Raw genomic sequence first — 22,866 nt, forward strand, 5'->3', positions numbered from 1 at the left:
TGAAAAACGCGTAGGAAAAGCCGACACGTCCTAAACCTCTGCTGTGGTACGCAGTGGATTTGGCTGTCAGAGAATTCCTACTTTCCCGGCAGATAAAGCTACGGCGACGTCATAAACGTCGCCGTTGCCAAACCTTATTTGCTGACGCTGACGCCGTAGAAGGAGTTCAAGCCGAATGGGCTGATCTTGAAGTCCTGCACGTTGGCGCGCATGGGTTGATACACCGTCGAGTGTGCGATAGGTGTCATTGGAACTGCATCTTTGAGGATGTGTTGTGCTTGCTTGTACAGCTCGATGCGCTTGGCCTGATCAGGCGTAGCCTTGGCTTCTTTGATCAGAGCGTCGTACGGCTTGTCGCACCATTTGGAGAAGTTGTTGCCGTTCAGCGCGTCGCAGCCGAACAGGGTGCCGAGCCAGTTGTCCGGGTCCCCATTGTCACCGCTCCAGCCGATGATCATCGCCTGGTTTTCGCCACCTTTGGAACGCTTGATGTACTCGCCCCATTCGTAGCTGACGATGTTCACGTTCAGGCCGATTTTCTTCCAGTCGGACTGCAGCATTTCAGCCATCAGTTTGGCGTTCGGGTTGTATGGACGCTGAACCGGCATGGCCCACAGAGTGATCTGGGTGCCTTCCTTGACGCCAGCTTCCTTGAGCAGCTCTTTGGCTTTCTCAGGGTCGTACTTGGCATCTTTGATGGTGGTGTCGTAGGACCACTGGGTCGGAGGCATGGCGTTGACGGCCAGTTGGCCGGCGCCCTGGTAAACCGAGTCGATGATCTGAGGCTTGTTGACGGCCATGTCCAGCGCCTGACGGACCTTGAGGTCGGCCAATGGGTTTGGAGCGGTTTGGCCCTTCAGAACAGGCATCACGTTGTAGGCGATGTAGCCCAGGTTGAAACCGGCCTGGTTTGGCAGTTTCAGCTCTTTGTCTTCACCCAGTGCCTTGAGGTCGGCTGGACGCGGGAAAAGAGTGACCTGGCATTCGTTTTTCTTCAGCTTCTGAATACGTACCGACGGGTCGGTGGTGATAGCGAAGATCAGGTTGTCGATCTTCACGTCTTCAGGCTTCCAGTAGTCCTTGTTCCCGGTGTAGCGGATGTTGGAGTCTTTCTGGTAGCTCTTGAACACGAACGGGCCAGTGCCGATGGGCTTCTGGTTGATGTCGGCTGCCTTGCCTTCCTTGAGCAGCTTGGCAGCGTACTCGGCGGACTGGATGGAAGCGAAGCTCATCGCCATGTTCTGGATGAACGCAGCGTCAACGGTGTTCAGGACAAACTTGACCGTGTGATCGTCGACCTTCTCGATCTTGGCGATGTTGGTGTCCATCCCCATGTCGGTGAAGTACGGGAATTCGGTCGGGTACGCTTTGCGGAACGGATCATCCTTGTTAATCATGCGATTAAAGGTGAACAGCACGTCATCAGCGTTGAAGTTGCGAGTCGGGGTGAAATACGGAGTGGTATGGAACTTCACACCTTCACGCAGGTGAAAAGTGTATTCCTTCACGTCCGGGGAAATATCCCAACTGGTCGCCAAACCAGGAATCACGGCGGTGCCGCCGCGCTCGAACTGGGTCAGGCGGTTGAACATGGTTTCTGCAGAGGCGTCGAAGTCGGTTCCGGTGGTGTACTGACCAGGATCAAAACCGGCCGGGCTCCCTTCGGAGCAAAACACCAGGTTAGTCGCCGCTTGGGCGAAAGGTGCGCTAGCTAACAAGCTTGCGCCGACTAAAAACGGAATGACCGCGTGTTTAAGCATGGTGGCCTCATGATTTGTTGTCATTTTTGGAATTAGAGGACGACCTCGTGAGTCGTGCCTGCGGATACTTATGCAGGGGCCATACCCATTGCAAGATCCAGAGCGGCCACAAGTCTTAAACAGTGGCACGAACGTACCTTAATGTCGCATATGTATAAATTTTGACGCATTTGACCGTTTGCGCACGTTTTTTACGGTGCAAATGGCGCCCCACAAGGGGGCAACCGGGGCGCCTGGCGCACCCGGTTGGCGCGCGGTGTTACTTATTTATACCCACGCCATAGAAGGGTGTGAGGCCAAAAGGACTGATCTTGAAGTCGGTAACTTCCTTGCGCAAAGGCTGGAACACCGTCGAGTTGGCGATCGGTGTGATAGGCACCTGTTGCTTAAGGATTTTCTGCGCCTGTTGGTAGAGCTTGACCCGTTCGTCACGATCGGTTGAAACCTTGGCTTGCTGAACCAGTTTGTCGTACGCCGGATCACACCACTTGGCGTAGTTGCTACCTTTCACCGCAGCGCAGCTGTAGAGCACGCCGAGCCAGTTATCCGGGTCACCGTTGTCGCCGGTCCAGCCGTAGATCATCGCGTCATGCTCGCCGTTCTTGGCGCGTTTGATGTACTCGCCCCACTCATAGCTGACGATATTGGCCTTGATCCCGACCTTCTCCCAATCCTGCTGGATCATCTGCGCCGACATCCGCGCATTCGGGTTGGAGGCGCGCTGCACGGTCATCGCCCACAAATTGATCGTCGTACCGGGTGCAACCCCTGCTTCTTTCAGTAGCGCCTTGGCTTTGGTCGGGTCGTAGGGCGCGTCCTTGATGGTCGGGTCATACGACCATTGCGCCGGTGGCAGGGCGTTTTGCGCGAGTTGGCCGGCACTCTGGTACACGGCTTTGATGATCGCCGGTTTGTCGATGGCCATGTCCAGGGCCTGGCGGACCTTGAGCTGATCCAGTGGCGGATGCGTCACGTTGTAGGCCAGGAAGCCGAGGTTGAATCCGGCCTGCTTCAGCACCGTCAGGTTCGGGTCTTTCTCCATCACTTCGATGTCGGCCGGGCGCGGGTAGCCGCTGACCTGACACTCGCCGGTTTTGAGCTTCTGCAAGCGTACGGCGGCGTCCGGGGTGATCGAGAACACCAGGTTGTCGATCTTCACGTCCTCAGGTTTCCAGTACGCTTTGTTGCCGATGTAGCGGATCTGCGAGTCCTTCTGATAACGCTTGAACACGAACGGGCCAGTGCCGACCGGCTTCTGGTTGATGTCCGCGGCTTTGCCTTCCTTTAATAGCTGCGCGCCGTACTCGGCGGACTGGACCGAGGCGAAGCTCATGGCCAGGTTCTGGATGAAGGCGGCGTCGGTGTTGTTCAGGCTGAAGCGACGGTGTGCTCGTCGATCTTGTCGACGCTCTTGATCGTTTTGTTCAGGTCCATGTCGGTGAAATACGGCGACTCGGCGGGGTAGGCCTTGCGGAACGCATTCTCCGGATCGAGCAGACGCTGGAAGGTGAACAACACGTCGTCGGCGTTGAAATCCCGGGTTGGGGTGAAGTAGTCGGTGGTATGAAACTTCACGCCGTCGCGCAGGTGGAAGGTGTAGCTGAGGCCGTCCTTGCTCACGTCCCAACTGGTCGCCAGGCCAGGCTCGACTTCGGTGCCGCCGCGTTTGAATTGGGTGAGGCGGTTGAAGACGGTTTCCGCCGAGGCATCGAAGTCGGTGCCGCTGGTGTATTGGCTCGGGTCGAAGCCGGCGGGGCTGGCTTCGGAGCAGTAGACCAATGTTGTGGCGGCTTGGGCGAAGGGAGCGGTGGTGGCTAGGGCGATTGCGAGCAGGAGAGGTTTGACGGTGGTTCTTTCCATGGAGTCCCCGGGGGATTTGGGTAGCGGTGTATTCCTGAGAGTAGCTTTGTTGACCGGGCGCGCGGAAATATCGTTTTTTGAGGGGGACCCCTCTGTCTGGGCATAGTTGGCCGTTTTCCTTCGGATGTACTCGGTTAAAACTGTGGGAGCTGGCTTGCCTGCGAAGGCGGCCTGATAGCCGACCTGTTTTCTGTTGACCGAGTACATATCCATTCCTGCGGTAACGGCCGCTTAGGGTTTCGCCCTTACGGCGAGTCCCTTTGGCAAACGCCCCAAAGGAACCAAAGGTCTCGCCCCGGCGTCCGGCCCCTCGCTTAGGCTCGGCGTTCCTTCGCTCCGGTATTCATCTGGGGGCATCGCCTCCGGTCGGCTTCGCTTCAACCTCCTCTCGATGTGTGCGGCTTCGCCGCACGGCGCTACGCGCCTAACCCCCAGATGAACACCTCCACTCAGCCTCCCGAAGGGGCGGGCAGAGCAAGATCAAGATCAAGAGCAGGCGAGCTAACGCTCGGCCTAATGAGTGGTGAAGAGCGGGGCGGTGTATGCCGGTCTACTTTTGATTTTGTAGGTGCATGGCTTGCCCGCGAAGGCGGCCTGACAGCCGACCTGTCTCTCCCGGTTCTATACGGATCATTGTGGTAGATCGCTCCCACATTGGATCGGTGTGAACGCATTATTTGTTCACGCCAACGATCAGCGATGTGCGAGCTTGTCCGTGTTTCAGGAATTGGAATCCCATAGGGAAGATTTGGAATGACTCGAATTGTTGAAGTCCTGATGTACACCTTGAAGCCAGGGTCAGGATTGGATTTCCATCGGGTAATGCACGAAATAAGCGTTCCGCTGCACTTGAGGGCGGGCATGGATGTTGTTTCTTACGGCTGCTCATTACATGACGATGACAGCTATCACTTGATTCGTTCCTACGAAAACGAGGGCCATCGGCTGGCATCTCAAGAGGTTTTTTATTCAAGTTCGGAGTGGAGGCAAGGTCCGAGAGCGGAGATCGTCAGCAGGATTTTGGTCAGTACCATGACGGTGATGACCCTCACTCAAGAAGCGGTAGATACCGTCAGGCTTTCCCGAGTATTGGATAGCGTCGTCGACTTGGCATAAGACCGCGTCATCGTTCTTCGCGAGCAAGCCCGCTCCTACAGTTGATTTATGGCAGACACAGCATTTTTGAGCGCCCATGAGCCACTGTGGGAGCGGGCTTGCTCGCGAAGGCGGTAGATCGATCACCACAAAATCATCAGACAGACCTACCCTGACTTTCCCCAGGCAATAAAAAACGGCGATCACTCCAGTGATCGCCGTTTGTGTGTCCGGGCCTATCGCATCAAGGCGTCATCAACACTTCAATCGACCCATCCGCCGTCATGCTGACCTGGCTGGTACCGGCTTCAACATCCGGCGTTACCGGTGCCGAGTCCATGCCTGCTGCCGCTTTCATCATCATTGGCGCGCGCATGAAGGGTTGTGGATAACCGTTGCTGTTCAAATTCAGGTTAACGATTTTGTAGCCCTTGCCGCCCAACGCATCGGTGGCCAGTTGCGCTCGGGCCTTGAATGCGGTGACGGCTTCTTTAAGCAGCGCGTCTTCGCTGGCTTTGCGGGTTGGCGTGGCGATGGCGAAGTCCATGCCGCCCATTTTCAGGTCGGTCAGCAGTTCGCCGGTCAGTTTCGACAGGGCGGCGAAGTCGGAGCTTTCCAGGCGCAGTTCGGCGCGTTCACGCCAGCCGGTGATTTTCTGGCCTTTGGTGTCGTAGATCGGGTAGCTGTTGCGGCTGCCCTGGCGCAGGGTGATGTCTTTGACTTGCTTGGCCTGGGCCAGTGCCTTGTTCATGGTGGTGCTGACGTCGGCGGCGAGTTTGGCCGGGTCGGTGTTTTGATCTTCGGTGTAGAGCGTCACGATCATCAGGTCGCGGGCCACTTCCTGACTGACTTCGGCGCGCAGGGAGATCTGGTTGTAATGCAATTCGTCGGCGGCCAGGGCTGGGAGGCTGGCGACGGTGCCAACGCTGAGGGCGAGGAGGGCGGCGCTGCGGCGAAGTGTGTGCATGAAAAGCTCCTTGAAGGGGCGCAGGGGTTAAGGTCCGAGCCTGCGTGAAACCATCAGACTCTAGCTTTTATGATCCGGTTCGCCCAGTTACAACTTCTATACAGATGAATCAACTCGGTGGTGAAAAGCTTGTGTGGCGAGGGAGCTTGCTCCCGCTGGACTGCGAAGCAGGCCCAAAACCAGTCACCGCGATTTAACCGTCAAACCGAGTCAGCCGATTTGCGTCTGCTGCGCAGCTGAGCGGGAGCAAGCTCCCTCGCCACAGGAGTTATTCATCGCAGATGGATCGTGGGTAACTGTGGCGGTTTGCCGCACTTTTGCCTGCCAGCCCCCGCGCTTGGTTATACTCCCTGCGATCCGCCTGGAGCGCTCATCAGGAGAGCTCATGCTCGCCCCCGTTCAACTCACTTCCGCGACTCGCCAGAATCTCTGGCGGCTGACGTTCATCCGCACTTTGGTATTGGCCGCTCAGGCCGGTTCCGTGGGGCTGGCCTACTGGTTCGATTTGCTGCCGTTGCCCTGGTTTCAACTGGCAATGACCCTCGCGTGCTCGATGCTGCTGTGTGCCTTCACGGCCATCCGCTTGCGCACTTCGTGGCCGGTGACCGAACTCGAATACGCCGTGCAACTGGCCTGCGATCTGTTTATCCACAGTGCCTTGCTGTATTTCTCCGGCGGTTCGACCAATCCGTTCGTCTCTTATTACCTGGTGCCGCTAACCATCGCTGCCGTGACGTTGCCATGGCGTTTTTCGGTGATCCTGTCGGGCATCGCCCTGACCATGTACACCCTGCTGCTGGCGCGGTTTTACCCGCTGCAAACCTTTCCGATTGCCCGGGAAAGCCTTCAGGTCTACGGGATGTGGCTGAGTTTCGCCCTCGCTGCTGCGGTGATCACGTTCTTCGCCGCGCGTATGGCCGAAGAGCTGCGCCGTCAGGAAGAATTGCGCGCGATCCGCCGCGAAGAAGGCCTGCGCGATCAGCAATTGCTGGCCGTCGCGACTCAGGCTGCCGGTGCCGCCCATGAACTGGGCACGCCGCTGGCAACCATGAGCGTGCTGCTCAAAGAGATGCAGCAGGATCATCCAGACCCGCTGTTGCAGGATGACCTGAAGGTGCTGCAGGATCAGGTCAAACTCTGCAAGGAGACCTTGCAGCAACTGGTGCGCGCCGCTGAAGCCAATCGCCGCTTGGCGGTAGAGATGCAGGACGTCACCGACTGGCTCGACGAGGCGCTGAACCGCTGGCACCTGATGCGTCCGGAAGCCAGTTACCGCTTCCAGCGTCTGGGCCAGGGCGCGGTGCCACGCATGGCGCCGCCGCCAGACCTGACCCAGGCACTGCTGAATTTGTTGAACAACGCCGCCGACGCTTGCCCCGAAGGGCTGCAAGTGACGCTGGACTGGAATGCCGAGGACTTGACCATCAGCATTCGCGACCACGGCGCCGGTGTGCCGCTGGCCATTGCCGAACAGATCGGCAAACCGTTCTTTACCACTAAGGGCAAAGGTTTCGGCCTGGGCCTGTTTTTGAGCAAGGCCAGCGTGACACGCGCCGGCGGCTCAGTGAAACTCTACAGTCATGAGGAAGGTGGCACGCTTACCGAGCTGCGCCTGCCCCGTGTCGCCCGAGGAGACGAACATGAGTGACGAGATCCAAGTAGAAGGCGAAGAACTGCCGCATTTGCTGTTGGTAGACGATGACGCCACGTTCACCCGCGTGATGGCCCGCGCCATGGCCCGCCGTGGTTTTCGCGTCAGCACCGCCGGTTCCGCCGAAGAAGGCCTGACCATCGCCCAGGCCGACCTGCCGGATTACGCCGCGCTCGACCTGAAAATGGACGGCGATTCGGGCCTGGTACTGCTGCCAAAACTGCTCGAACTCGATCCGGAAATGCGCGTGGTGATCCTCACCGGTTACTCGAGCATCGCCACCGCCGTCGAGGCTATCAAGCGCGGCGCCTGCAATTACCTGTGCAAACCGGCCGACGCCGATGACGTGCTGGCCGCGCTGCTGTCCGAGCACGCCGACCTCGACACCCTGGTGCCGGAAAACCCGATGTCCGTGGATCGCCTGCAGTGGGAGCACATCCAGCGGGTGTTGACCGAGCACGAAGGCAACATCTCCGCCACTGCCCGCGCCTTGGGCATGCACCGTCGCACTCTGCAGCGCAAACTGCAGAAGCGCCCTGTTCGTCGCTGAACCTGCGCTGAACGAATGCAGGCCACGCCTCGCGACAAACCGAACCGATCATCTATGATCGGTTCGTGCGTGTTCTTTTCTCTATCGAGCCTTATCCATGAATCAGAACGCTGAATATTCCGCGGTCAATGATGCTGTGCGCGGGCAGTTTTTCCGCAAAGTCTGGGCGATGACCACGCCGTATTGGTTCAGCGAAGAGAAGGGCAAGGCCTGGACGTTGCTGATCGCTGTGATCGCGCTGTCGCTGATCAGCGTCGGCATCTCGGTGTGGTTCAACACCTGGTACAAGGATTTCTACAACGCCCTGCAAAAGAAAGACGAAGCGGCGTTCTGGAAGTTGATTCTGTATTTCTGCGTGATTGCCGCCGTGGCGATTGTCGGCGCGGTGTATCGGCTGTACCTGACGCAGATGCTGACCATCCGCTGGCGGGCCTGGCTCACCGAGAAATACTTCGACCGTTGGCTTGGCGACAAAAATTACTATCAGTTGGAGCAGGGTGGTTATACCGATAACCCGGACCAGCGGATTTCCGAAGACCTTAACAACTTCACCTCCAACACCCTGAGCCTGGGCCTTGGGCTGATCCGCAACGTCGTCAGCCTAGTGTCGTTCTCGATCATTTTGTGGGGTGTCTCGGGCAGCATCGAGGTGTTCGGCTATGAGATTCCCGGCTACATGTTCTGGTGCGTGCTGGTGTACGCGGCGGTCGGCAGTTGGCTGACGCACTTGATCGGTCGTCGCTTGATCGGCCTGAACAACCAACAACAACGCTTCGAAGCTGACCTGCGTTTCTCCATGGTGCGGGTGCGCGAGAACGCTGAAAGCATCGCGCTGTACAACGGCGAACCCAACGAGAACCGTCGCCTGAGCAACCGCTTCGGGATGGTCTGGCACAACTTCTGGGACATCATGAAGGTGTCCAAGCGTCTGACGTTCTTCACCTCCGGTTACAGCCAGATCGCGATCATCTTCCCGTTCATGGTCGCTGCGCCGCGTTACTTCGCCGGCAAGATCGAACTCGGTGAACTGATGCAAATCAGCTCGGCGTTCGGCAACGTGCAGGAGAGTTTCAGCTGGTTTATCAGCGCGTACTCGGACCTCGCCTCGTGGCGCGCCACCTGTGATCGTCTCCTGAGTTTCCGCCAGGCCATGGCCGATAACGAAGAGCGCGAGCCAGCCATCGATGTTCAAAACCAGGGCTCGGACCTGAAAATCCACAACCTGGGCCTCGATCTGGCCGACGGTCGCCACTTGCTGACCAGCGGCAATATGACCGTGGAGGAGGGCGAACGCGTCATGCTCAGCGGTCGTTCCGGCAGCGGCAAATCCACCTTGCTGCGGGCGATGGGGCATTTGTGGCCAGCGGGTCACGGCAACATTCGACTACCGGCGGCGCGTTACCTGTTCTTGCCGCAGAAGCCGTATCTGCCGATTGGCTCCTTGCGCGAAGCGTTGAGTTATCCACAGCCCGGCGACACGTATGCGCCTGAGCGTTATGTGGAAGTGTTGGAAACCTGCCGTTTGCCGCACCTTGTGTCGCGTCTGGATGAAGCCAATCACTGGCAACGCATGTTGTCGCCGGGTGAGCAGCAACGATTGGCCTTTGCCCGTGCGCTGCTCTATGCACCGCAATGGCTCTACATGGATGAAGCCACGTCGGCGATGGATGAAGAGGACGAAGCGTCGCTGTATCAGGCGTTGATCGATGAGTTGCCAGGGCTGAGCATTGTCAGCGTCGGTCATCGCAGCAGCCTGAAACGTTTCCACCCACGGCACATTCGTATCGACAATGGGCATTTGGTGGATCAAGCCGTAACCGCCTGACCACCACAAATCCCCTGATGGGGCGCGCTTTTGTGGCGAGGGGGCATTCCGACAAGCCCCCTCGCCACAGCTCGCTCCTACAGGGGGTGTTGGTGATCGTACAACCCGCTTGCGCTATGATGCGCTTTCAGCCGAATTTTTCGAGACAGACGTTCACCATGGAAAACCCGATCGACGCACCTCGCCTCCCTCGCAAGCGCCGCAGCCTCGCTCAGGAACTGGTGACGGTGCTGTCCGAGCAGATCCGCGACGGTCAGCTCAAGCGTGGCGACAAGTTGCCCACCGAGTCGGCGATCATGGATGCCCATGGCGTCAGCCGCACCGTGGTGCGCGAAGCGATTTCCCGTTTGCAGGCCGCCGGGCAGGTTGAAACCCGTCACGGCATCGGCACCTTCGTGCTCGACACCCCGAGCCCGAGCGGTTTCCGTATTGACCCGGCCACCGTCGTCACCTTGCGTGATGTGCTGGCCATTCTGGAACTGCGTATCAGCCTGGAAGTGGAGTCCGCCGGCCTCGCCGCGCAACGCCGCAGCGCCGAGCAGCTTGGTCTGATGAGAGCAGCGTTGGACGCCCTCAACGAAAGTGCTTCCCACGCCAGCGATGCCGTAGCCTCGGACTTCCAGTTCCACCTGCAAATCGCCCTGTCCACCGGCAACCGCTACTTCACCGACATCATGACCCACCTGGGCACCAGCATCATTCCACGCACGCGCCTGAATTCTGCGCGCCTGGCCCATGACGACCAACAGCACTACATGAGTCGCCTGAGCCGTGAACACGAAGAGATTTACGACGCGATTGCCCGTCAGGATTCCGATGCGGCGCGGGCCGCGATGCGTTTGCATTTGACCAATAGTCGCGAGCGGCTGCGCCATGCGCATGAAGAGGCTGAGGCGCAGCGGGGGTAGGTTTTCAGGTCAGAAGGTTTGTCGCCTGACAGACCGCTTTCGCGAGCAAGCCCGCTCCCACATTTGATCTGCGGCGTTCACAAATAGTGTGTTCACCGAAGATCCATTGTGGGAGCGGGCTTGCTCGCGAAGAGGCCAGATGCCGTTACGCAATGCCCTCAGCCAGCCTTCAAAATCCCCCGATCCACCCGCACCGCCAATTCAGCCGTCCCAGGCTTGGCATCAAAAACTACCTGCCCCTGAGCATCCACCACCGCCCGTGCAATCGGCAGACCCTTGGACAACAACTCCAACGGTGCACCCTTCAGTGATTGGCCCGAGGCCAGTTCCAATTTCAATTTAATCGTCATCTTCAGATCTCCTTATCAGGCAACGTTGCCAGTTGGGTGGTAGTCCTTGAGCAGCAGATAAGTGCTCCAGCCCCACCAGTCGTCGACGGTGGCGGTGTCGTTGAGGTTGTTCACATCCTTGCGTCGCAGCACTTTGCTGCCCTCGAGCCGGAACAGCGGCGAGAAGTTGGTCGCCAGGTTCAGCACGGCTTGCAGGTCAGGCAGTTGTTTCAGCGCCGCAAAGCTGCTGGGTGCTGGAACAGTCCCGCTGAGGTAAGTCGCGAACACTTCATCCGCTGACACCTGAACCGCTTTGTTGACGTGAATACGGTTGGCACTGTCGATAGCATCGAAGTAGCGCTTGTCCCCATACGCACGCCATTGCTCGCCGTTGCCATTGCGCACATTGAGGCCGAATTTGCTGTCTTCGTCGTGCATGAAGCGGGTAATCAGCGAGCCCAGGTCACTCGGCGTCACCGCTGCTGCCATTGCTTTGCGCGGCACCCGCAAGTGGCCGGCGGAAAACAGGTCAGTAAGGAAGTGATCGGCAAAGGCATTCATCGCATAGGCGACTTCCAACTGTTTTTCATCTTGAGCGGTGCGGGCCGCTGCGGCGTGCTGAAGCGCGGCGGTGTGGCCGGCGATGTAAGCCTGCTGTGCCCATTCGCCAAAATGGTCGGCGTTGTTCGCCGCCAGTTTCAAGTAACGCCCCAGCGGGATCAGTGCCGAGACGAAACTGCCACCACCGGTGATTTTGTTCCACTCTTCCGACAACGTATCTCCGAGGGCGTCGTAGGCTTCGTGGGGCTGCTTACCGTCCTTGATCGCCTGGTTCACGGCGTCGATTTCTTTTTGCATCACGGCGAGGATGTTTACCGCCTCTGCTTTTGATGCGGACAACACGGCCAGCGTGTCGAAAGCGGCGATAAAACGGTTCAGGCGATCCGCCGGGGTAGTGCCGTCGCTGATCGGGCGATCCGGGATGCCATAGAAATCACCGCCCAATGCCAGCACCTGGCCGTAAGTCGGCGCCAACCCGTTGGTTAGATGCAGTTGCACGTTATGGGCGAGGATCGGTTCGGCGTTTTCGACGAAGCGCAGCAGGGTGTTGTCGCCAATGGCTGTGTGTTCACCGCCCTCGAACTTCAGCGGTGGCTTGCCGGTCAAGGCTTTGCCGGAGGCCGAAGTCGGCTGCTGCGGATGACTGTGATGCTCGGCAATGTGCAGCACCAGGTGATCGTTGTCCCCGGTGATGGCGATGCCGCGTTCAGAAAAAGATCATCGAACCGGGCGATCACCTGTTTCGGTTGGTCCTGGGGTTGCGTGTGTAGACCTGACATTTCTAGCTCCTTGATATGTCGTAGGTAAGTTCGTATTTAGCTGTATGTATATACAGTTAAATAAAGCTTAGTCGAGAATCTTCCTACGTCAAGGAATCGCCTTTTCTGACTCAAACTTTGAGGTCGGCGATGAAATGCAGTTGACGGTTATATTTTAAGTTGTACGATGACCTACAACTTCGGGAAGGCTGAACGGTTTTCTCACACATACGTTGCTATCCAGGGTGTTCGAATAATGAATCCACAAGAACTGAAGTCCATCCTCTCTTCCGGCCTGCTGTCTTTCCCGGTCACCGATTTCAATGCTCAGGGCGATTTCCATCGCGCGGGCTACATCAAACGTCTCGAGTGGCTGGCCCCATACGGCGCCACGGCACTGTTCGCCGCGGGCGGCACCGGTGAGTTCTTCTCTCTGGCGGCCAGCGAATACTCGGAAATCATCAAGACCGCTGTCGACACCTGCGAAACCAGCGTGCCAATCCTGGCCGGTGTAGGCGGTTCGACTCGTCAAGCCATCGAATACGCACAGGAAGCCGAACGTCTGGGCGCCAAAGGCCTGTTGCTGCTGCCGCACTACCTGACCGAAGCCAGCCAGGACGGCGTTGCCGCCCACGTTGAAGCGGTCTGCAAGTCGGTGAAAATCGGCGTCGTGGTCTACAACCGCAATGTCTGCCGCCTGACCGCGCCGCTGCTGGAACGTCTGGCCGAACGCTGCCCGAACCTGATCGGCTACAAAGATGGCCTGGGCGATATCGAATTGATGGTGTCGATCCGTCGCCGCCTCGGTGATCGCTTCAGCTACCTGGGTGGTTTGCCGACCGCCGAAGTGTATGCCGCTGCTTATAAGGCGCTGGGCGTACCGGTTTACTCCTCGGCGGTGTTCAACTTCATCCCGAAAACCGCGATGGATTTCTACCACGCCATCGCTCGCGACGATCACGCCACCGTCGGCAAGATCATCGACGACTTCTTCCTGCCGTACCTGGACATCCGCAACCGCAAAGCCGGTTACGCGGTGAGCATCGTCAAGGCCGGGGCAAAAATTGCCGGCTATGACGCAGGTCCTGTGCGTGCACCGCTGACCGATCTGACGGGCGCAGAGTACGAAATGCTCGCCGCGCTGATCGACAAGCAAGGTGCTCAGTAACCATCCCGATTAAACAAGGCCGCTGAGTGATCAGCGGCCTTTTGCGTAGGAGAAATTCTGTGGCTGATTCAAAGCGTTTTGATAACTACATCAACGGTGAATGGATTGCGGGCAGCGATTACTGCCGCAACATCAACCCGTCCGAGTTGACCGACACCATCGGTGAATACGCCAAAGCCGATCTGGCTCAGGTCCACGCCGCCATCGACGCCGCTCGCGCTGCGTTCCCGGCCTGGTCGACCTCGGGCATCCAGGCTCGCCACGATTCGCTGGATAAAGTCGGCACTGAAATCCTCGCCCGCCGTGAAGAACTCGGCACCTTGCTGGCCCGGGAAGAGGGCAAGACCCTGCCGGAAGCCATCGGCGAAGTGACTCGCGCCGGCAACATCTTCAAGTTCTTCGCCGGTGAATGCCTGCGTCTGTCCGGCGACTACCTGCCGTCGGTGCGTCCGGGTGTGAATGTCGAAGTCACTCGCGAAGCCTTGGGCGTGGTCGGTCTGATCACCCCGTGGAATTTCCCGATCGCCATCCCTGCGTGGAAAATCGCCCCGGCCCTGGCCTACGGCAACTGCGTCGTGCTGAAACCGGCGGATCTGGTTCCAGGTTGCGCCTGGGCCCTCGCTGAAATCATCTCCCGCGCAGGTTTCCCGGCCGGCGTGTTCAACCTGGTGATGGGCAGCGGTCGTGTGGTTGGCGATGCGCTGGTGCAGAGCCCGAAAGTCGACGGCATCAGCTTCACCGGTTCGGTCGGTGTCGGTCGTCAGATCGCCGTCAGCTGTGTCTCGCGCCAAGCGAAAGTTCAGCTGGAAATGGGCGGCAAGAACCCGCAGATCATTCTCGACGACGCCGACCTCAAGCAAGCGGTCGAGCTGTCGGTACAGAGCGCGTTCTACTCCACCGGCCAGCGTTGCACCGCCTCGAGCCGTTTCATCGTTACTGCCGGGATTCACGACAAGTTCGTTGAAGCCGTGGCCGAGCGCATGAAGTCGATCAAGGTCGGCCACGCACTAAAAACCGGCACCGACATCGGTCCAGTGGTGTCCCAGGCTCAGCTTGAGCAAGACTTGAAGTACATCGACATCGGCCAGTCCGAAGGTGCGCGTCTGGTCAGCGGCGGTGGCTTGGTGACGTGCGACACCGAAGGCTACTACCTCGCGCCAACGCTGTTTGCCGACAGCGAAGCAGCGATGCGTATCAGCCGCGAAGAGATCTTCGGCCCAGTAGCCAACGTGGTTCGCGTGGCGGATTACGAGGCAGCACTGGCCATGGCCAACGACACCGAGTTCGGGCTGGTCGGCGGGCATCGCCACCACCTCGTTGAAGTACGCCAACCACTTCAAACGCCATTCCCAGGCCGGAATGGTAATGGTCAACCTGCCGACCGCCGGTGTGGATTACCACGTTCCGTTCGGTGGCCGTAAAGGTTCATCCTATGGCTCACGTGAGCAAGGTCGTTATGCGCAAGAGTTCTACACCGTGGTGAAGACCTCCTACATCGGATCGTAAACGCAATACCCCTGTGGGAGCGAGCTTGCTCGCGATGGTCTTGAGGACGCGGTGGTAAACCTGATGCCCCGTGTCATCGTTGACCACCATCGCGAGCAAGCTCGCTCCCACAGAAAAACTAAAGATTCACCCCGCATAAAAATAATCAGTGGGAGTACATCTACATGTCATCGACCAAGCCGACTCACGTCCGCTATTTGATCCTGCTCATGCTGTTTCTGGTGACCACGATCAACTACGCCGACCGGGCTACGATCGCTATCGCCGGCTCCAGCCTGCAAAAAGACCTCGGCATCGACGCGGTCACCCTCGGCTTTATCTTCTCTGCGTTCGGTTGGGCCTACGTGGCCGGGCAAATTCCCGGTGGCTGGTTGCTGGACCGTTTTGGCTCGAAAAAAGTATACGCACTGAGCATCTTCACCTGGTCGCTGTTCACCGTGCTCCAGGGCTATGTCGGTGAGTTCGGGGTTTCCACCGCCATCGTCGCGCTGTTCATGCTGCGCTTCCTGGTGGGCCTGGCCGAAGCGCCGTCGTTCCCTGGCAACGCCCGCATTGTGGCGGCCTGGTTCCCGACCGCTGAACGCGGTACCGCTTCGGCAATCTTCAACTCGGCGCAATACTTCGCCACGGTGATCTTCGCGCCGCTGATGGGCTGGATCGTCTACACCTTCGGCTGGCAGCATGTATTCGTGGTCATGGGCGGCATCGGCATCGTGTTCTCGCTGCTCTGGCTGAAACTTATCCACAGCCCGCGCCAGCACCCAATGATCAACGACGCCGAGTTCCAGCACATCGCCGACAACGGCGGCCTGGTGGACATGGATCAAGACAAAGGCAAAGGCCAAAAGGTCGACGGTCCGAAGTGGGACTACATTCGCCAGTTGCTGACCAACCGCATGATGCTCGGCGTGTACCTGGGCCAATACTGCATCAACGGCATCACCTACTTCTTCCTGACCTGGTTCCCGGTGTACCTGGTGCAGGAACGCGGCATGACCATTCTCAAGGCCGGTTTCATCGCGTCGTTGCCGGCGATCTGCGGCTTCATCGGCGGTGTACTCGGCGGGATCATTTCCGACTACCTGCTGCGCAAGGGCCACTCGCTGACCTTCGCCCGCAAGGCGCCGATCATTGGCGGTCTGCTGCTCTCGACCACCATCGTCGCCTGCAATTACGTGGACGTGGAATGGATGGTCGTCGGCTTCATGGCATTGGCATTCTTCGGCAAAGGCGTTGGCGCGCTGGGCTGGGCCGTGGTCTCGGACACCTCGCCGAAACAGATCGCCGGTTTGAGTGGCGGCCTGTTCAACATGTTCGGCAACATCGCCTCGATCACCACGCCGATCGTCATCGGCTACATCATCGCCACCACTGGATCGTTCAAGTGGGCGCTGGTGTTTGTCGGTTGCAATGCGTTGGTGGCGGTGTTCAGTTATCTGGTGATCGTCGGCCCGATCAAACGCGTCGTGTTGAAAGAGCCTCCCGTCAATGGTCCTGAAATGACCAACAAATTATCCCGAGCGCATTCCTGAGGAGCGGCGTCATGCAGTTGATTGAACATTCCGACTCGCCGCGCTACATCCGCCTGCACGAGCGGGACAATGTGGTGATCGTGGTCAATGACCAGGGCGTGCCGGCCGGCACCGAGTTTCCCGATGGTCTGGTGACGGTGGATTTCGTGCCGCAGAGCCATAAAGTCACCCTCGAAGACATTCCCGAGGGCGGCCAGGTGATTCGCTACGGCCAGACCATCGGCTACGCCTTGCAGCCGATTCCGCGCGGCAGTTGGGTCAAGGAAGATCAACTGCGTATGCCCACCGCGCCACCGCTGGACAGCCTGCCGCTGTCCACCGAAGTGCCGGCGGCGCAGGCACCGCTGGAAGGCTTTACATTCGAGGGTTACCGCAACGCCGACGGTACCGTTGGCACGCGCAATATTCTCGGGATTACAACGACCGTGCAATGCGTCACTGGCGTGCTCAATCATGCGGTCAAGCGCATCAAGGACGAGTTACTGCCGCGTTATCCGAACGTCGATGACGTGGTGGCGCTGACCCACAGTTACGGCTGCGGCGTGGCGATCACCGCCACCGACGCGTACATCCCGATTCGCACCGTGCGCAACCTGGCGCGCAACCCGAACCTGGGTGGTGAAGCGCTGGTGATCAGCCTCGGTTGCGAAAAATTGCAGGCCGGGCAGGTGATGCACGACAACGACAGCTCGGTGGATTTGAGCGAGCCGTGGCTATATCGCTTGCAGGATTCGAGTCATGGTTTCACCGAGATGATCGAGCAGATCATGGCGCTGGCCGAAACCCGTTTGAAGAAGCTCGATCAACGTCGCCGGGAAACCGTGCCGGCGTCCGAACTGATCCTGGGCATGCAGTGCGGCGGCAGCGATGCGTTCTCCGGCATCACCGCCAACCCGGCGCTGGGCTATGCCTCGGACTTGTTGCTGCGGGCCGGTGCGACGGTGATGTTTTCCGAAGTCACCGAAGTGCGCGACGCGATTTACCTGCTGACCTCCCGGGCCGAAAGCAAAGAAGTCGCCGAGGAGCTGGTGCGGGAAATGGACTGGTACGACCGTTACCTGGCCAAGGGCGAAGCGGATCGCAGCGCCAACACCACGCCGGGGAACAAGAAGGGCGGGTTGTCGAACATTGTCGAGAAGTCGTTGGGTTCGATCGTCAAATCCGGCAGCAGCGCGATCAATGGCGTGCTTGGCCCTGGCGAGCGCTTCAAGCGCAAAGGCCTGATCTTCTGCGCGACCCCGGCCAGTGACTTTGTCTGCGGGACGTTGCAACTGGCGGCGGGGATGAACCTGCACGTGTTCACCACCGGGCGTGGCACGCCGTATGGTTTGGCGATGGCGCCGGTGGTGAAGGTCTCGACCCGGACTGAACTGGCGCAGCGTTGGCCGGACCTGATTGATATCGATGCCGGGCGGATTGCGACGGGTCGGGCTTCGATTGAGGATTTGGGCTGGGAGTTGTTTCACTACTACCTGGACGTGGCCAGCGGCAAGAAGCAGACGTGGGCGGAGCGGCATAAGCTGCATAACGACATCACGTTGTTCAACCCGGCGCCCATCACCTGAGACCGAGTCGCCTGCATCGCGAGCAAGCTCGCTCCCACATTGGATTTTCGTCGCGCACATATGTTGTGTTTGGCATTGGACAAATGTGGGAGCGAGCTTGCTCGCGATAGCGGTCTAACAGACGCCAAAGGACCGGGTGGCTTATCATTAGCCCCCTGACAACGCCCACCCAAGGTTCCCCCGGCATGCTGGCAATTTTCCTCGAAACCCTGAACATCACCGCGCCGGTGTTTGCCATGCTGTTTCTGGGTGTGCTGCTCAAGCGCATCAACTGGATCAACGACAACTTCATCCATACCGCGTCGGCCCTGGTGTTCAACGTCACCATGCCGGCGCTGCTGTTTCTGGGCATCTTGCACGCGGATCTGCACGCCGCGCTGCAACCGGCGCTGCTGATTTACTTCTCCGTTGCCACGCTGGTGTGTTTCGCCATCGCCTGGGGTTGGGCGATCTGGAAGTGTCCGAGAGAAGACCGGGGCATCTACACCCAAGGCGCGTTTCGCGGGAACAACGGCGTCATCGGCCTGGCCCTGGCGGCGAGCATGTACGGCGACTACGGGATTTCCCTCGGGGCGATTCTTGCGGCGCTCGTCATTCTCTTCTACAACACCCTCTCGACCATCGTGCTGGCGGTGTACAGCCCGGTGATCAAGTCCGATCCGTGGAGTATCTGCAAAAGCGTGATGGCCAACCCGCTGATCATCAGCGTGATTGCGGCAGCGCCGTGTGCCTATTTCAAGATCAGTTTGCCGGGTTGGCTGGAGGCGTCCGGTCAGTATCTGGCGCAAACCACGTTGCCATTGGCGCTGATCTGCATCGGCGGCACGCTGTCACTGGCGGCATTGCGCAAAAGCGGCAACATGGCGCTGAGTTCAAGCCTGGTGAAGATGATCGGCCTGCCGCTGCTGGCGACCGCTGGTGCCTGGCTGTGCGGCTTTCGTGGGGCGGAGTTGGGGATTCTGTTTCTGTACTTCGGCAGCCCAACGGCGGCGGCGAGTTTTGTCATGGCGCGTCAGGCCAATGGCAATCATGAACTGGCGGCGGCGATTATTGTAATCACCACGTTGATGGCGGCAGTGACCACCAATCTGGGGATATTTGTGTTGCAGTGGGGTGGGTGGATCTGACTTCAGGATTTGTGGTGTTCTTTAGGGCCTCTTCGCGAGCAAGCCCGCTCCCACAGTGGATCTCCAGTGGACACAAAATATGTGTACGACTCAAATCCACTGTGGGAGCGGGCTTGCTCGCGAAGACGGCCGAACAGTCACCACAAATGCCAGCGACTTATTCCGGCTTCTGATAGCTATCGATCACTTCCTGCGCCGCCCGAAACGCATCAATCGCCGCCGGCACTCCGGCATACACCGCGCAATGCAGCAACGCCTCGCGAATCTCTTCCACGGTGCAGCCGTTGTTCAGTGCACCGCGCACGTGACCTTTCAGCTCTTGCGGGCACTTCAACGCGGTCAGCGCGGCGAGGGTGATCAGGCTGCGGGTTTTCAGCGGCAGACCTTCACGATTCCAGACGCTGCCCCAAGCATGTTCATTGACGAAATCCTGCAGCGGCTGACTGAACTCGGTGGCATTGCCCAGCGCCCGGTCGACGAAAGCATCGCCCATCACTTGGCGTCGAACTTCAACGCCGGGCTTTTTGTTGTCGGTCATTGCACATCCCTCTTGTGGTGTTGGCGACGCCAGGCGCGCAGCGACGTGAACAGCAAGAACGCCAACAGCGCCGGCAATACGAAAAACAGCATCAGGTGTTCAAGTTTGCCGGCCAGCGGCATCCCGGTGGTGAACGACACCATGTGCAGGCCGTACGCCAGGTACAAACCCAGGCACAGCAATCCTTCGGCCCGGGTTATCCGGTAGCCGGTATAAAACAGCGGCAGGCAGAGTACGGCGACGCCGAGCATCACCGGCAAATCGAAGTCCAGGGCATTGGGCGAAACCGACAGCGGCGATGGCGCCACCAGTGCGGTAAAGCCGAGCACGCCCAACAGGTTGAACAGGTTACTGCCGATCACGTTGCCCACGGCAATCTCCCGTTGACCGCGCAGCGCGGCGATCAGCGAGGTGGCGAGCTCGGGCAGGGAGGTGCTGATGGCGACGACGGTCAGGCCGATGATCCGCTCCGACAGCCCCAAGTCGCTGGCGACGGAAACGGCCGCGCCCAACAACAAGTGACCGGCGTACACCAACATTGCCAGCCCGGCGAAGATCATCAGCAGGCTGCTGAACCACGGGGCTTGTGACGTGGCTTCGTGGTTCGTTTGCGGACGGGCCGAGTGCCGTGACTGGCGAAGCAGCAGGCCGAGGTACAACACCAGTGCGGCCAGCAGAATCACACCGTCGAGGCGGGTCAGTCTTTCGTTCCAGGCCAATACGCACACCAGCAGGCTGGCGCCGATCATCAGCGGAATGTCCAGGCGCACCAACTGACGCGACACCCGCAACGGAATGATCAGCGCCGACAGGCCAAGGGTGACGAGGATGTTGAAAATGCTGCTGCCGATCACGCTGCCGACGGCAATGTCGGCGTTTTGCGTAAGCATGGCTTGCAGGCTGACGGCCATCTGCGGGGCGCTGCTGCTGAGGGCGACGATGGTCAGGGCGGATGATCAGCGGCCGCACATGCAGGCGCGCGGCCAGGCGTACGGCGGCGCGGACCATCAGCTCGGCGCCGGCGATCAGTAGAAACAGGCCGCTGAGCAGTTCGATCACGCTCAGCAGGGGGATGTCGGCTAATCCGTAAATGGCCTGGGCTCCATCGGTGGCAGGGGTTAGTTATCGAGGGCTTGCACGCGAACCCGTGCGGTGCCGCTGCTGACCATGCCCAACTGCGCGGCGGCTGCGCGGGACAGGTCGATCAAGCGTCCGCGAGTATGCGGGCCACGATCATTGATGCGCACCACACAGGATTTGTCGTTGTTCAAATTCGTGACCTTCACCCGGGTGCCGAACGGCAACTGGCGATGGGCGGCGGTCAGGGCATTCTGGTTGAACGGCTCGCCACTGGCGGTCCGTTTGCCGTGGTGCTTGGCGCCGTAATAGGACGCCGTGCCGGTCTGGTCGTAACCGTGTGGGTCGATGATGTCGTTGCTGGCGCAACCGGCCAGCAAAGAGAGCAGGGCGCAGGCACTCAGTAGACGCTTCATAAAAGGTTTCCCTGAAACAAATGTGGGAGCGGGCTGTGTGGCGAGGGGCTTGCCCCCGTTGGACTGCGCAGCAGGCCCAAAACCTGAAAACTCGGTGTGCCAGAGATGACCCGAATTCAGATATTGGGGCCGCTTCGCGACCCAACGGGGGCAAGCCCCTCGCCACAAAAGCCCGCTCCCACAGGGAATTGAGCCAGTTTTGAGTGCTGGCTCTATTCTCATCAGCCTTCGAGCTTGCTTTTCAGCAGTTCGTTGACCTGTTGCGGGTTGGCCTTGCCTTTGGAGGCTTTCATGGCCTGGCCGACGAAGAAGCCGAACATCTTGCCGCGTTTGGCTTCGTCTGCCGCGCGGTACTGTTCAACTTGTTCGGCATTGGCTGCGAGCATTTCGTCCAGTACCGCCGAGATCGCGCCGCTGTCAGTCACTTGCTTGAGGCCGCGCTTGTCGATGATCTCGTCCGCGCTGCCTTCGCCGTTGGCCATCGCTTCAAACACAACCTTGGCGATTTTGCCGGAGATGGTGTTGTCGGTGATGCGCAGCAACATGCCGCCCAGTTGCTCGGCCGAGACCGGCGACTGCTCGATGTCCAGGCCCTGTTTGTTCAACAGGCTGCCCAGTTCAACCATCACCCAGTTGGCCGCCAGCTTGGCGTCGCCGCCGATGCTCGCGACTTTCTCGAAGTAATCGGCTTGCTCACGGCTGGTGGCCAGGACACTGGCGTCGTAGACCGACAGACCGAACTGCGCCTGGAAGCGCTCGCGTTTCTGCGGCGGCAGTTCCGGCAGGGTAGCGCGCACGTCATTGAGGAACGAGTCCTCGATCACCACCGGCAGCAGGTCCGGATCGGGGAAGTAACGGTAGTCGTTGGCTTCCTCTTTGCTGCGCATTGGACGGGTTTCGTCCTTGTTCGGATCGTACAGGCGAGTCTGCTGGATCACTTTGCCGCCGTCTTCGATCAGCTCGATCTGACGGCGTACTTCGCTGTTGATCGCCTTCTCGATAAAGCGGAACGAGTTGACGTTCTTGATCTCGCAGCGCGTGCCGAATTCGACCTGGCCTTTCGGACGGATCGACACGTTGCAGTCGCAACGCAGCGAGCCTTCGGCCATGTTGCCGTCGCAGATCCCCAGATAGCGCACCAGCGCGTGGACGGTCTTGACGTAGGCCACGGCTTCCTTGGCGCTGCGCATGTCCGGCTCGGAAACGATTTCCAGCAGCGGCGTGCCGGCGCGGTTCAAGTCGATGCCGGTGGCGCCGTTGAACTCTTCGTGCAGGCTTTTACCGGCGTCTTCTTCCAGGTGCGCACGGGTCACGCCGACACGTTTGATCGTGCCGTCGTCCATGGCGATGTCCAGGTGGCCTTTGCCGACGATCGGCAATTCCATCTGGCTGATCTGGTAGCCCTTGGGCAGGTCCGGGTAGAAATAGTTTTTACGGGCGAACACGTTGTGCTGGCCGATCTCGGCATCGATTGCCAAGCCGAACATCACCGCCATGCGCACCGCTTCCTGGTTCAGCACTGGCAGTACGCCGGGCATGCCCAGGTCTATCAGGCTGGCCTGGGTGTTCGGCTCGGAACCGAAGGTGGTGGAACTACCGGAAAAGATTTTCGACCGGGTGGTGAGCTGGGTATGAATCTCCAGCCCGATCACGACTTCCCATTGCATGTGTTT

The 22,866-nt window shown here is 59.3% G+C and carries 15 protein-coding genes and 4 pseudogenes; 10 read left to right on the top strand and 9 right to left on the bottom strand.

The annotated features are described in order from the left end of the window. Positions 1–134: 134 nt before the first annotated feature. Both RHM58_RS13205 and RHM58_RS13210 read right to left on the bottom strand, forming a co-directional pair. Positions 135–1,760, bottom strand: coding sequence for an ABC transporter substrate-binding protein (locus tag RHM58_RS13205; RefSeq protein ID WP_322270553.1), 1,626 nt, complete (start codon positions 1,758–1,760; stop codon positions 135–137). Positions 1,761–2,019: 259 nt separating this feature from the next. Then, positions 2,020–3,620, bottom strand: a pseudogene (locus RHM58_RS13210) (ABC transporter substrate-binding protein). 753 nt (positions 3,621–4,373) lie between these two features. On the opposite strand from RHM58_RS13210, the gene RHM58_RS13215 reads away from it, so the two are divergent. Then, positions 4,374–4,736: an NIPSNAP family protein gene (locus RHM58_RS13215; RefSeq protein ID WP_201256154.1), complete on the top strand. Its 363-nt coding sequence runs from the start codon at positions 4,374–4,376 to the stop codon at positions 4,734–4,736. A gap of 223 nt (positions 4,737–4,959) precedes the next feature. On the opposite strand, the gene RHM58_RS13220 is transcribed toward RHM58_RS13215, so the two are convergent. Continuing rightward, the gene (locus RHM58_RS13220) at positions 4,960–5,682 is read right to left on the bottom strand and encodes an SIMPL domain-containing protein (RefSeq protein WP_201195849.1); all 723 of its coding nucleotides are present in this window, start codon (positions 5,680–5,682) and stop codon (positions 4,960–4,962) included. A 385-nt stretch (positions 5,683–6,067) separates the two neighbouring features. On the opposite strand from RHM58_RS13220, the gene RHM58_RS13225 reads away from it, so the two are divergent. The 4 genes from RHM58_RS13225 to RHM58_RS13240 all read left to right on the top strand — a co-directional run bounded on the left by RHM58_RS13225 (position 6,068) and on the right by RHM58_RS13240 (position 10,616). Further along, on the top strand, positions 6,068–7,330 hold the full coding sequence (locus RHM58_RS13225) for an ATP-binding protein (RefSeq protein WP_201200533.1): 1,263 nt from the start codon (positions 6,068–6,070) through the stop codon (positions 7,328–7,330). Continuing rightward, entirely contained in the window at positions 7,323–7,883 is a 561-nt protein-coding gene (locus RHM58_RS13230) for a response regulator transcription factor (RefSeq protein ID WP_007942792.1), read from the top strand. Before RHM58_RS13225 ends, RHM58_RS13230 begins: the two co-directional genes overlap by 8 nt. A gap of 97 nt (positions 7,884–7,980) precedes the next feature. Further along, positions 7,981–9,708, top strand: coding sequence for an ABC transporter ATP-binding protein/permease (locus tag RHM58_RS13235; protein WP_201256153.1), 1,728 nt, complete (start codon positions 7,981–7,983; stop codon positions 9,706–9,708). A gap of 158 nt (positions 9,709–9,866) precedes the next feature. Then, entirely contained in the window at positions 9,867–10,616 is a 750-nt protein-coding gene (locus RHM58_RS13240; protein ID WP_201256152.1) for a FadR/GntR family transcriptional regulator, read from the top strand. A 158-nt stretch (positions 10,617–10,774) separates the two neighbouring features. Here RHM58_RS13240 and RHM58_RS13245 read toward each other — a convergent pair whose 3' ends face one another. After that, entirely contained in the window at positions 10,775–10,966 is a 192-nt protein-coding gene (locus RHM58_RS13245) for a hypothetical protein (RefSeq protein WP_201256151.1), read from the bottom strand. Between the two features lie 15 nt (positions 10,967–10,981). After that, positions 10,982–12,285 (bottom strand): annotated as a pseudogene (locus RHM58_RS13250) (phospholipase). A 235-nt stretch (positions 12,286–12,520) separates the two neighbouring features. Here RHM58_RS13250 and kdgD point away from each other — a divergent pair. The 5 genes and pseudogenes from kdgD (at position 12,521) to RHM58_RS13275 (ending at position 19,162) form a co-directional block, all read left to right on the top strand. Then, the gene (kdgD, locus tag RHM58_RS13255) at positions 12,521–13,432 is read left to right on the top strand and encodes a 5-dehydro-4-deoxyglucarate dehydratase (protein WP_201200540.1); all 912 of its coding nucleotides are present in this window, start codon (positions 12,521–12,523) and stop codon (positions 13,430–13,432) included. A 59-nt stretch (positions 13,433–13,491) separates the two neighbouring features. Further along, positions 13,492–14,938: pseudogene (locus tag RHM58_RS13260) on the top strand (aldehyde dehydrogenase family protein). A gap of 164 nt (positions 14,939–15,102) precedes the next feature. Further along, positions 15,103–16,470, top strand: coding sequence for an MFS transporter (locus tag RHM58_RS13265; RefSeq protein WP_201200542.1), 1,368 nt, complete (start codon positions 15,103–15,105; stop codon positions 16,468–16,470). 11 nt (positions 16,471–16,481) lie between these two features. Continuing rightward, entirely contained in the window at positions 16,482–18,035 is a 1,554-nt protein-coding gene (garD, locus tag RHM58_RS13270; protein ID WP_201200545.1) for a galactarate dehydratase, read from the top strand. Between the two features lie 185 nt (positions 18,036–18,220). Further along, on the top strand, positions 18,221–19,162 hold the full coding sequence (locus RHM58_RS13275; RefSeq protein ID WP_201256149.1) for an AEC family transporter: 942 nt from the start codon (positions 18,221–18,223) through the stop codon (positions 19,160–19,162). A gap of 157 nt (positions 19,163–19,319) precedes the next feature. Here RHM58_RS13275 and RHM58_RS13280 read toward each other — a convergent pair whose 3' ends face one another. The 4 genes and pseudogenes from RHM58_RS13280 to gatB form a co-directional block, all read right to left on the bottom strand. Further along, on the bottom strand, positions 19,320–19,700 hold the full coding sequence (locus RHM58_RS13280; RefSeq protein ID WP_090175522.1) for a carboxymuconolactone decarboxylase family protein: 381 nt from the start codon (positions 19,698–19,700) through the stop codon (positions 19,320–19,322). Then, a pseudogene (locus RHM58_RS13285) lies at positions 19,697–20,759 on the bottom strand (calcium/sodium antiporter). Before RHM58_RS13285 ends, RHM58_RS13280 begins: the two are co-directional and overlap by 4 nt. 59 nt (positions 20,760–20,818) lie before the next feature. Next, entirely contained in the window at positions 20,819–21,193 is a 375-nt protein-coding gene (locus RHM58_RS13290; RefSeq protein WP_201256148.1) for a septal ring lytic transglycosylase RlpA family protein, read from the bottom strand. A gap of 221 nt (positions 21,194–21,414) precedes the next feature. Beyond that, positions 21,415–22,860: an Asp-tRNA(Asn)/Glu-tRNA(Gln) amidotransferase subunit GatB gene (gatB, locus tag RHM58_RS13295; RefSeq protein WP_201200558.1), complete on the bottom strand. Its 1,446-nt coding sequence runs from the start codon at positions 22,858–22,860 to the stop codon at positions 21,415–21,417. Positions 22,861–22,866: the final 6 nt, after the last annotated feature.

It is taken from the genome of Pseudomonas sp. 10S4 (assembly GCF_034344865.1).
Lineage (GTDB): Bacteria > Pseudomonadota > Gammaproteobacteria > Pseudomonadales > Pseudomonadaceae > Aquipseudomonas.